Source organism: Borrelia sp. RT5S, assembly GCF_021165755.1.
In the GTDB taxonomy this organism is placed as follows: Bacteria; Spirochaetota; Spirochaetia; order Borreliales; family Borreliaceae; genus Borrelia.
On record NZ_CP088936.1, the window covers coordinates 229,769 to 241,610 of the forward strand.

Sequence of the window (11,842 nt, forward strand, 5' to 3'; positions counted from 1 at the left end):
TTCCTTTAATCAACCTTCCTAGTCCAAGTAATAAGAAACTGTGGTAACAACTCTTAACATCTTCCTTAAATAAAGCTCATGGCTTCCCATACTTCTATCAATTGGAAGAAACTCAAAGTACCCTTGACTTGCATTTTTAATTTTCCCCAAAGTAGCACCCGAATTCTTTGCAAACTCCAAGGCTGCCAATTTGGCGTTCTTAATGGAATCTGCTAGCATTTCAGGCTTAACGTCATTAATTTTGTCAAAATAATAACTTGGCCCAAAATTACTAGTTAAGAGCACTCCCTTATTGTAAAGTTCAATGATATTATGACTTGCCTGTTCCATCTTATCAACATCATTAGTATAAACATTTAAAGAAGCATATGCGCTATACTTGTAAAGAGTTCCTTGATAGTTTCCAATATTAAAGTTCATAGATCCGATCTTTATGTCACTTTCATTAAATCCGTACCCAACGAAAAATTCTTTTACTGCCATTAAATTTGCATTATTCAACCTATTAATTTCATCCACAGTATTACCAACTAATTCGTACTGTAGATTCCAACTTGAAGAATTTGATATAACTTCTCTTTCACTTAAGCCCTTAACAGTAATGTAATTTTCATTCTTAATTCCAATATTTCTTATACCATTAGACAAGATTAATGATGACAACAAAAAAGCCAATGACGACAACAAAACCAACACCCGTCCCGACATTACACCACCTCCTAGCTCTTAAGAAAAACAAATTGTTAAATCAAGGAATTTATTTTAACATATTATGCAATGTTAATAAAACGAAAAATATCAATAGCACCCATGGTGGATGTTACAGATGAACATTTTCGATATCTAATAAGATTGTTGTCGAAAAAAGTTACCCTATATACCCCCATGATTTCTGCAAAGTCAATTACAATGGGTAACTTAAACAAGGTTATCAAACAAACGCCTACGGATTCTCCAGTTGCGCTTCAGATAGCAACAAACTGTGAAAATGATGCTGCTAAAGCAATAGAAATTCTTGAAAACAAATTTAATTTTGATGAATATAATCTTAACATTGGCTGTCCTTCTTCTCGAGTCCAAAATGCTAATTACGGAGCCTGTTTAATGAAAAATCCAACTCAAGTGGGAAAAATCTTGCAGGCAATGAAAAAGAACACAAACAAGCCAGTCTCAATTAAAAACAGAATAGGAATAAGGGACCATGAAAAAAACTATTGCGAAGAAACCTACACAGAACTTAAACAATTTGTAGACAAAATTACAACATTTGAAATCAAAAATTTCATTGTACATGCACGGTTAGCCATATTAAATGGATACTCCCCTAAAAATAATAGAAATATTCCAAGACTTAGGCACGAATTTGTTTACAAATTAAAACAGGAACATAAAAATTTATTTATTGAAGCAAATGGAGGCATTAACAACAACAAGCATATCAGAGAACATCTATTGCACGTAGACTCCGTAATGATTGGAAGAGCCGCAGCAGAAAATCCTTACTTTATTGCCACAGCTTCAAGAGAATTCTTAGAAGAAAAGGAAGAGATCCCAACAAGAGCAGACCTGCTATTACAAATGACAGAATACATTAAAGAGTATAATGAGTGTTTCTCAATCAGCACTGTTCTAAAACACATAATGGGAATAATGTTTGCTAAAGAAGGTGCTTGTAAATTCAGGCAAGCCCTAACAGCCCCCTTTCCTAAAAACCTTAAAAACCATGAAATACTACTGAAAGCAATTGAAAACTTAAAAGATAACATCCTTAGTTCTAATTCTTAGATGCTATATAATCAAATCCCGTGTATTTAATCAAATTCTTAGGGATTCTAACACCCCCTTTTTCGTCTTGAAAATTTTCAATGATAGCAATAATGGCTCTTGTTGAAGCTATTGCTGTTCCATTTACCATGTGCACAAACTTATTTTGCCCATCCTCCCTATATCTAATCCTAAGGCGCCTTGCCTGATAATCTGTACAGTTTGAAGTTGAAGTAACCTCACCATATTCTCCCTTTTCTCCCCTACCCGGCATCCAAGCCTCAATATCATACTTTTTATAAGCTGGCGCTCCAAGGTCAAAAGTACACACATTTAAAACTCTGTATGGAATCTCAAGCTCACTAAAAATTTCCTCTTCTAGTTCCAAAAATTCATTATGAATACGATCAGACTCTTCCCTTCTACATAAACAAAACATTTCGACCTTACTAAATTGATGTACCCTATAAAGACCCCTAGAGAATTGTCCAGCTGCTCCTGCTTCTTTTCTAAAACAATGTGAAAGTCCTGCCATTTTTATTGGAGACTTAAGATCAAGTATCGTGTCATGGTAATATCCTCCTAGAGTAATCTCAGCTGTACCAATAAGATATTTATCCGTATTCTCAATCTTGTAAATATTACTTTCACTCCCACGAGGATTAAATCCAATTCCATCAACTATAAATTCTCTTGCAACATCTGGTGTGATAAATAAATCAAAACCCTTAAGCTTAAGTTTATTTAAAGCAAAATTAATCAATGCAAGCTCCAACAAAACACCCTCATTTTTAAGATAATAAAACTTATTGCCACTTACTTCACGAGCTCTTTCAAAATCAAAAAGGCCCAAATTGTCTCCAATTTCTAAATGATCCTTTGGCTTGAAACTAAACTCTGGAATAGCCCCCGAAGTTTTCATTAAAACATTTCCGTCTTCACTACCGCCAACAGGTGCATCGGGAGCAGCCATGTTTGGAATCTTTTTGTGCTCAACTAAAAGCTTCGCCGTTATATGTTCTAATTTTTCTTCTAAAGCCGTAATTTCTGCCTTTAAAGCTCTCCCGCTTTCTACCAAAGACTGCCTATGCGTATCATCAACCGCTCCTTTCATGGAATTGGCATTTTCATTCCTAACAGCACTAAGCTCACTTATTCTAGTAACAAGCTTCTTGCGTTCATCATCAAGAACAACTAGAATGTCAATATCTAATTGTAGACCTTTATCTTTAATATTTTTACGAACAAGATCCATATTATCTCTTATAAACTTCAAATCAAGCATTAGGGAACTCCCACAATAAATTTAACTAAAGTTAATCCGCTAATTAAAGCAAAATAAAATTTAAATCGATCTATATTAATTAGCACAAGAATTATTATATAATAACTTGAGAATAATAGTGGGTTGCCTTTGCAGCGGGAGGTTGGTTTATGCTCGAATTATTAACGGTAAAAAAAAAATTAGTGTTGGTGTCTTTGTTGGTAATTTTTATAGGTTGTACAAAGAAAAATAAAGACATCGATTTTGGTAGTATTAGTACAAGCTACAGTCAAACCGATGAATTAATTATTACATCGATTTCCGCAGAAGAGAACTCCGAATTATTTAAATACCAAATTAGACTACCTAAGGTGATAGGTAAATCAGAATCGGTCGGTGGCATTCAAGAGTTCAACGACGATGTTCAAAATTATGCAAACGAAGTTGTTAAAAATTTAGAAGGCATTGTGTACAATTCCGGGCAAGACCATAAAAAGCCGAGTTTAAAGCTAGATTATGAAATCTACCATGGATACAACATATATACAGTAATAATATCTGCAACTCAAGACATAAAGGACATATCCATTACAAACTATAGAAGCTACTATATTAACGACAACGGAGATTACATACAGAACATAGATGAAATTATTGAAGTGGAGAGCGCCTTTCCTTTCTTTATGAGTAAAATTCAGGAAAGAGTCCAATCAAACGATTTGCTTTTCGATTTACAGCAAGCCGTGATTTATTTTAAGAATAAAAGTCTAGTAATAAAATTGCCCGCTTATGTATTCAATTTGGATGAAAAAGAAGATACAAATAATATATTCGAATTTAATGAAAAGGAAATATCAAAATATATTAAGGATAAAATCGATCAAAAATGAAGAGAAAAAAAAAATTCGAATTAATCTCAAAAACCTATCTAGAAGAGTACGGTGCTGAGGGTTATTATTTTCAGCATGAAAGTGGTATAGAAGTATTTGAACTTAAAAGCAACTCATTTAAAGAAAATGCCTTTGGTATTGCATTCAAGACAATTCCTCTAGATAATACTGGGGTTGCCCATATATTGGAACACGCAATTTTTTGCGGTTCAGGTAAATACAGAATAAAAGATCCTTTTCTTCATTTAATGAAAGGAAGCTTAAATACTTTTTTAAATGCAATGACATTTCCAGATAAAACCCTGTACCCAGCAGCTTCTACAGTAGAAAAAGACTATTTTAACTTATTTAAGGTATATGCTGACGCTGTTTTTAATCCATTACTTAAAAAAGAAGCTTTTATGCAAGAAGGGTATAACATTAATCCTAATCACTTTAAGTTGTCTGGAATTGTTTTAAACGAAATGAAAGGCATTTATTCTAGTAAAAATTCTTTGATTAATGAAATCTGTACTAACTCTTTATTTTGTGAAGGAGCCTATAAATACGACTCTGGAGGCAATCCAGTAGACATTATAGACCTTACATATGAAGGATTTATTCAATTTTATGAAAGACACTATACACTCAATAATTGTAAAATATTTTTATTTGGGAATATAGAAACTGATAAAAACTTCAATTTTATTGAAAAATATATAATAAGACCATACAAAAAAGAGAAATCAAATGTTACCTATCACATAGACAAAGCAGAAAGATGGAAACAGGGCAAGACACTAAGTTATTGCATTCCAAAAGAAAATGAAAGTACACTAGGAGTATATGCAATCAATTGGTTATGTGCTGATATTCAGGATATAAGAGAAAGCGTTGGTCTTGAAATTTTATCAGAAATTCTTCTAGACGACTCTTGTCAATTTACTATAAATATGTTAAGGAGCAAAATTGGAGATAGCATAGATGACATTAGCGGCATCAACACAGACATCAGAGAATGTATATTCTCGTTTGGATTACAAAATGTAATTCCAGGAAAAGTGGAAGAATTTAAAAATATGGTTTTCAAAGAACTTAAAGATCTTGTTAAGGTAAAGATTCCAAAAGAATTAATACAGGGTGTCTTATTCGGTTACGAATTTGCATTAAAAGAGGAAAAAGGACAAGGACTAGCTGTATCATTAATGATCAAAAGTCTTAGGGGATGGATGCATTCCATGCATCCATCTGACACTTTAAAAATTAATTGTCATTTGGATGAAATTAAAAGCAAACTAGAAAAGGGAGAACTTTATTTTGAATACCTAATGGAGAAATACCTGATAAATAACAACCATTACACATTAATCAACTTCACGCCTTCTGATCACACTCTTAAGGAAATGGAAGAAAAAATAGAAGAGAAATTAATGAATAGAGAGATCAAAATTAAGAAAGATCCCGAAAAACTTGCAGAATTTACTAAAGACTATAACCAATTTAAGGATTACCAAAAAAAAGGAGACATTAAGTCTGACATTAGTAAACTTCCTATGCTTAGAATAGAAGATTTACCAAAAGAAGTTGATAAAAGCTTAGATCTTAACGAAATCCCCGAACTTAAGACACATACATTTGAATTAAAAAATAACAACAACATTTTTAATGTATATCTATTTTTTAGATTAGATTTTCTAGAAAAAGAAGATTTTATACTTCTATCTTTGTTCAGAAGAGCTATTCAAGATTTGTCTACTAAAAATTATTCTTATGTGGATCTAAATAATAAAATTCAAAATACTCTGGGACAGTTAAACATATACGAAAGTTATGATGAAGACATTGATGGAAATATTGTAAATTTGCTTAACATAAACTTTAAATCATTTAATAACAACATTAAAGAATCATTTGAACTGATCAGGGAAATTTTAACTAATATAAATTTTAATGATTACGATAGGTTGAAAGAGGTGGTGTTAAGTCTTAAGAATGATTTTAAATCGATTTTAATCCCTAAAGGGCATACTTTTGCAACAACACGATCAGAATCAAAGCTAAGCTTGAACAACTACTTAAGAGAACTCCAATTAGGAGTTACGGGAAGAGAGTTTTGGCAGAAAATTAAAACAGATGCAGAATCTCTGAAAGAACTTGCCAGTAATTTAGAAAAAGTAAAAAATAAAATAATTTTAAAAAATAATTTTTTTTCTCTGGTTATGGGGGATACAAGCGATGTGATTAAAGCTTTGGAAAGTGAATTATTTATACTGAAAGAAAGTTTAATTGAAAAAATATACACAAATACCTTAAATACAATACGCTTGGTCGATAAACCACTAAAAGAAATAATTATTATTCCATCAAAAATATCTTTTAATTGCATGAGCTTCATAAGCTATAAAATCACAAACGAAAATTATCCAAAAATAAGCTTCCTAGCTCACATATTAAAAAGTGGGATTTTTTGGGAAAAAATAAGGGTTATGGGTGGAGCGTATGGAACGTTTGCGTCTATTACAAACGGAATATTTTCTTTCGCATCATATAGAGATCCAAACTTTGTAAAGACGTATCAGGCATTTGAAAAATCATTAGAAGAATTAGCTAATAACAATAAAATGAAGAACGAAGATCTCTACACTTACTTAGTAGGAGTAATCGGACTCAGCACCAATGTAAAAACAAAATCTAGAGAAGTACTTGAAAGTTACAAAAGAAAGCTATTAAACATTGATGACGATCTGAGACAAAATATCAGAAACTCTTACTTCAAAGTAACAGTCAAAGACATCAAGAACATATCTGAACAAGTATTGAGCCAACTAAGGCAGAAGAACAGCATGACATCGCTCGTTAATAACGAAACCTACGAAAACGAGAAGGAAAAACTGGAAGGACTAATCGGGACTAGATACAAAATAAAAAAGATATACTAAACGTGTACAAGAAATATAAAACACGCCTAAGCTTTTTTATATTTCTTGTTAAATCTATCAATCCTACCCGCAGCGTCAACAAATTTTTGCTGCCCCGTGTAAAAAGGGTGCGACTTGCTCGTAATCTCAACAGTGATCAAAGGGTACTCCCTACCATCGCTATACTTAACCGTCTCCCTTGAAGTTAAAGTGGACCTAGCTAAAAACATAGCATCGTTAGACCCATCCCTAAACACCACCAAATTACCCCTAGGATGTATATTCTTCTTCATAAAACCTCTCTACTAACCCAACTAAGTTTAGTTTAAATTTAAAACAAAGTCAATTTTTATTAATCTCCATTACTCATGGTCTTTAAAAAGATTTCATTATTTTTACTTTTTTTCATCTTTTCAACCAAAGCCTCCACTCCTTCGTAATCATCAACACCCCCTAAAATCTTTCTGATGAGCAAAATTTTAGAACGCTCTTCCTCATTTAAAAGCAACTCTTCCTTTCTCGTACCTGATTTCTTAATATTAATAGCAGGGAAAAGCCTCCTGTCTGCCAAACTTCTATCAAGGATTAACTCCATGTTACCAGTACTTTTAAATTCCTCAAAAATAACCTCATCCATCCTACTCCCAGTATCAACTAAAGCCGTAGCTATAATGGTAAGACTCCCCCCCTCTTCAATATTCCTAGCAGAACCAAAAAACCTCTTTGGCTTATGCAAAGCATTAGAATCAACCCCCCCAGAAAGTATCTTACCAGAAGTTGGCATGGTCTGATTATAAGCCCTTGCAAGTCGTGTAATAGAATCCAAAAGAATGACAACGTCTTTCTTATTCTCAACAAGCCTTTTTGCCTTCTCAATCACCATCTCTGCGACCTGTACATGTCTACTAGCTTGCTCATCAAAATTAGATGCAATTACCTCGCCCCTAACACTACGAATCATGTCAGTAACCTCTTCCGGCCTCTCATCAATAAGTAAAATCATCAAAATAATATCTGGATAGTTAGTAGTTATTGCGTTAGCTATTTTTTGAAGCAAAGTAGTTTTGCCAGCCTTTGGAGGTGAAACTATTAAAGCCCTCTGTCCTTTTCCAATGGGAGCAAAAAGATTAATAAGTCTCGTAGAGATATTACAATTCTCATACTCAAGATCTAACTTTGAACTGGGGTACAAGGGCGTTAAATTATCAAAAGGTATTCTATTTTGTGCAAACGTAGGATCTTGGTCATTAATACTCTTAATCTTGATCATGGCAAAAAATCTCTCCCCATCTCTGGGAGACCTAATCTGTCCATACAAAATATCACCTGTCCTTAGGTTAAAAAGCCTAATCTGAGAAGGTGAGACATAAACGTCATTGCCACCTGAGAGATAAGAATTAGATGCTGTACGCAAAAAACCATACCCATCACTTAAAACATCAAGCACCCCTGTAAATAAAACACCAATATTATGTTCCGTTAATATCTTAACAAGTAAAAATATTAACTCTGTCTTCTTCATTGTTACCGCAATAGTATGATTAGTCCCAAGACCTTCGACAACTTTCCTAACCTCGGTAATCGGCTTATCATAAAGAGTATTAATAGTTGTGCTATCCTTACCTCCTAAGAAATTAACAATGTTACCCTGCTCAAGATCTTTAATACTGCTTTCCAAGTCAGGATTAGACATATCGTAATCAAAATCCGAAGGCACCCCGTTGACTATCCTCAATCGATCATTATCAGCTTTTTTAGACGCACCACAAGCCTCCTTTTTAGCCACAACCTTAACTATCTTCTTTCTAGAACTATCTTCAATTTTTAATTCTCTAGAAGAATTCAAACGCTTCATTTCATCCTCTAAATCAAATTCCTCAAATTTTTTATCCATAATCTCCTCTATGAGACAAACTTTTAAGAAGGGCCTCTTAAAAAGAAACATCTAAACAATTAATTAAAAAAACATAATAATGCTATTTCACTGAAAAGTATCTTTTATCTGTGAAACCGTAAAAGCAAACAAATCTACGCTCTCATTAGACTTAACCATTTCACACTTACCATCAAAAACTATATTATCATTAATAAATATTTTTCTTGTCTTAATATCACCGTATATCTTACAACCGCTATTTAAATAAACCTTACTGCCGGCACTCACATTCCCCTTCAAAATCCCTTCAACGATCAAAGTATCACAAGTCACCACGTCAGTAATAACCTTACCGTTTCTCCCTATAAAAAGTACCCCTCTTTCTGAAAATATCTCACCCTCAAAAGACGAGTCAAGGTACAGGGCACCCTCGAACTTCAACTTCCCCCTAAAAATCAAACTTGCATCCAGCCTGCAATCCCACTTGTAATCATTTCTAACATCAGGAGACATCAACTATCCCTTAATCCCCAAACTCGCTCTTTCAAGTCTTTCCCTGGACGAAAATAAGCCACATGGTGATCGTCAACCCTAACATATTCCCCGGTCTGAGGATTGCGAGCATTCTGCCTCCCCTTCCTCTTCCTCACCTCAAACGTACCAAAAGATCTAAACTCCACAACATTATTAAGACAAAGCCTATTCTTAAGCTCTTCAAAAAAAGTATCAACCACAAGCTTTATACACTTTTTTTCTATCTTACCACCATTATTCTTAATATTTAAATCTATCAGATCAACAATATCCGACTTAGTGATCTTGGTTCTTCCTGAAAAAGACATAAACCATTTCCTTATCTTAAAAGCAAAACACTCAAACTCGACTTCTTACGGGCAGCTTTATTCCTATGAATAATTCCCTTCCTAGCAGCAGTGTCTAATTTCTTTGAAACAAACCTAAAAAATTCCAAAGCCTCCTCGCGCCTCCCCTCCCTCAACATACCAACACAACGCTTCTCTACCGTTCTTAACTCACTCCTAACACCTGAATTTCTCAAATTCCTCTTCAAATTTTGCCGCACCCTCTTTAATGCCGATGGATTGTTTCCCAAATTAAACTCCTTAATACAGCCAATGTAGTAGTAAATATACCAACTAATCAAAATATAGTCAATCTACGAATTAAGTTGTATTGATACAATACTTGTAAACATACGCAAAAGAACCTTGCATAGAATAAGACATACCTTTTTCGCTAATAAACACCCTGCTAAGTTGTTTCCTATTTTTACTATCATCACCATAAATAAAAGATAAATAATCATTCGTATTTAACCCACCAGCATTACTAAGGCATACATCGTGGAAAAATTTATAAAAATATTTTTTACTATAAAACACCTTCCTCTGACAAACAGAACTTTCTCTGAATTCATAAAAAATAACTAAATCCTTTATGCCTAAAATATCCCTTAGTAACCCCTTAATGTCAATGAAAAAAATAAACAGAAATATCATTATGTTACTAAACGAAATATAATAGATAAAGAGGCTAATTAAAATTTTAGATAATAGAATCACCACATAAACACCAGATATATAATATCTCATCGGCAATTCTTGTGCTTTTACAACAAACAAATCATTTCTTGTACTTTTAAGTTTCGTAAAAAAATCAACCAAATATTCCTTTCTTAAAAAACAAAGTTTTACTTTCTGTCCATTACTTAATCCCAAAATTAACATATTATCTAATAATCTCTTCTTGACCCACAGAATATCACCAAAATCAAAATTAACCTTGGAATATAAATTCTTATACAAGATATCATCATTTTTAAACTCAATGTCGTAGTGGTACCTCAAGTAAGAAATAATTACAAAAACATTTACTAATATTAAACAAAATACAAAAATGCCAAACATATCTGCATAAAAAGAAATATAAAAAACAGAAAACCCAACATTTAACACAAAAATAAAAACTAATCTTCTTACATAAAAGGACGATCCACCCATATTGACAACATTATTTAAACATTAAATTTAAAGAAAATTATATCACCATCCCTTACTAAATAGTCTCTTCCCTCAAGCCTAATCTTTCCCTTCTCCTTTAAATTTTGAATATTCCGAAATTCAACCAAATCATCAAATGAATACACTTCTGCTTTAATGAAACCCCTCTGAAAATCACTGTGTATTATACCTGCAGCTTCTGGAGCTTTCATTCCATTAACAAAAGTCCAAGCTCTAACCTCTTGCGCCCCAGCAGTAAAATAGGTCCTAAGGCCTAGGGTATAATAAGTTTTCCTTATTAAATTGTTCAATCCACTATCCTCTATTCCAAGAGAATCAAGCATTTCTTTTCTAGAATCCAAATCATCAATTTCAGTAAGCTCAGCTTCAATCTTTGCACACAGAATCAAATAATCATTTCTTTCTCTTAAAGCAATATCCTTTACAATATCTGTATATTTATTACCACAAAGAGAATTTTCATCAACATTACATACATATATAACCTTCTTGATGGTCAAAAGATTTAAAGATTTAATGTACTCATTTTCAAACTCATCAAATACAAACTCACCTGCTGGCCTAACATCCATAAGATGCTTTTCAAGTCTCTTAAGCATCAAAACAACCTTCTTTGAGTCCTCGCTAACTTTCTTATCAGCACTCTTCGTGTTCCTTTCATTTTTTAAAATACTCTTTTGCACAGTAGCAAGATCTGCAAGACAAAGCTCCGTATTAATTGTGCCTATATCTCTTCCCGGATCTATATCACCATCAACATGAATAATTTCTCTATCTTCAAAACATCTAACAACATGCACAATAATAGAAACTTCACGAATATTAGCTAAAAACTTATTACCAAGCCCCTCACCTCTAGAAGCTCCCCTAACAAGACCCGCAATATCAACAAACTCCATTACAGCCGGCACTGTTTTTTCAGGAATAATCAAATTTACAATTTTTTCAAGTCTCTCATCAGGTATTGACACCATGCCTATATTCGGCTCAATAGTACAAAAAGGGTAATTAGCTACTCCCGTTTTTGATGAAGTTAACGACGAAAACAAGGTAGACTTGCCCACATTAGGCAACCCTACTATCCCTACATTAAGTGACATAAACAAAACTCC

Annotated in this window: 12 protein-coding genes; 3 read left to right on the top strand and 9 right to left on the bottom strand. The window is 33.2% G+C overall.

The features are described from left to right. Window positions 1–18 precede the first annotated feature (18 nt). Window positions 19–708: an SIMPL domain-containing protein gene (locus LSO06_RS01120; protein ID WP_231760256.1), complete on the bottom strand. Its 690-nt coding sequence runs from the start codon at window positions 706–708 to the stop codon at window positions 19–21. A 69-nt stretch (window positions 709–777) separates the two neighbouring features. On the opposite strand from LSO06_RS01120, the gene dusA reads away from it, so the two are divergent. Then, entirely contained in the window at window positions 778–1,785 is a 1,008-nt protein-coding gene (gene dusA / locus LSO06_RS01125) for a tRNA dihydrouridine(20/20a) synthase DusA (protein WP_231760257.1), read from the top strand. On the opposite strand, the gene serS is transcribed toward dusA, so the two are convergent. Beyond that, a complete protein-coding gene (serS, locus tag LSO06_RS01130) occupies window positions 1,775–3,049 on the bottom strand; it encodes a serine--tRNA ligase (RefSeq protein WP_231760258.1) in 1,275 nt (424 codons plus the stop codon). The two genes, dusA and serS, sit on opposite strands and share 11 nt — an antisense overlap. A 149-nt stretch (window positions 3,050–3,198) precedes the next feature. Between serS and LSO06_RS01135 the strand changes: the two genes are divergently transcribed. Together LSO06_RS01135 and LSO06_RS01140 are read left to right on the top strand one after the other, a co-directional pair. Then, window positions 3,199–3,918 carry a hypothetical protein gene (locus LSO06_RS01135; RefSeq protein ID WP_231760259.1) on the top strand — a complete coding sequence of 240 codons (720 nt, stop codon included), beginning with the start codon at window positions 3,199–3,201 and terminating at the stop codon, window positions 3,916–3,918. Next, complete coding sequence (locus LSO06_RS01140; RefSeq protein ID WP_231760260.1) at window positions 3,915–6,836, top strand: insulinase family protein; 2,922 nt, start codon at window positions 3,915–3,917, stop codon at window positions 6,834–6,836. Before LSO06_RS01135 ends, LSO06_RS01140 begins: the two co-directional genes overlap by 4 nt. 26 nt (window positions 6,837–6,862) lie before the next feature. On the opposite strand, the gene LSO06_RS01145 is transcribed toward LSO06_RS01140, so the two are convergent. The 7 genes from LSO06_RS01145 to ychF form a co-directional block, all read right to left on the bottom strand. Next, window positions 6,863–7,108, bottom strand: coding sequence for a type B 50S ribosomal protein L31 (locus LSO06_RS01145; protein WP_231760261.1), 246 nt, complete (start codon window positions 7,106–7,108; stop codon window positions 6,863–6,865). Window positions 7,109–7,167: 59 nt separating this feature from the next. After that, window positions 7,168–8,709, bottom strand: coding sequence for a transcription termination factor Rho (gene rho, locus LSO06_RS01150; RefSeq protein WP_231760262.1), 1,542 nt, complete (start codon window positions 8,707–8,709; stop codon window positions 7,168–7,170). Window positions 8,710–8,796: 87 nt separating this feature from the next. After that, window positions 8,797–9,204 carry a bactofilin family protein gene (locus tag LSO06_RS01155; RefSeq protein ID WP_231760263.1) on the bottom strand — a complete coding sequence of 136 codons (408 nt, stop codon included), beginning with the start codon at window positions 9,202–9,204 and terminating at the stop codon, window positions 8,797–8,799. Then, window positions 9,204–9,533, bottom strand: coding sequence for an HU family DNA-binding protein (locus LSO06_RS01160; RefSeq protein WP_231760264.1), 330 nt, complete (start codon window positions 9,531–9,533; stop codon window positions 9,204–9,206). Before LSO06_RS01160 ends, LSO06_RS01155 begins: the two co-directional genes overlap by 1 nt. 11 nt (window positions 9,534–9,544) lie before the next feature. After that, window positions 9,545–9,802 (bottom strand): 30S ribosomal protein S20, encoded by a 258-nt coding sequence (gene rpsT, locus LSO06_RS01165; RefSeq protein WP_231760265.1) that lies wholly within the window; start codon window positions 9,800–9,802, stop codon window positions 9,545–9,547. A 70-nt stretch (window positions 9,803–9,872) separates the two neighbouring features. Continuing rightward, window positions 9,873–10,709 carry a hypothetical protein gene (locus LSO06_RS01170; protein WP_231760266.1) on the bottom strand — a complete coding sequence of 279 codons (837 nt, stop codon included), beginning with the start codon at window positions 10,707–10,709 and terminating at the stop codon, window positions 9,873–9,875. A gap of 14 nt (window positions 10,710–10,723) precedes the next feature. Next, window positions 10,724–11,830, bottom strand: a complete 1,107-nt coding sequence (gene ychF, locus LSO06_RS01175) for a redox-regulated ATPase YchF (RefSeq protein ID WP_231760267.1) — start codon at window positions 11,828–11,830, stop codon at window positions 10,724–10,726. Window positions 11,831–11,842 lie beyond the last annotated feature (12 nt).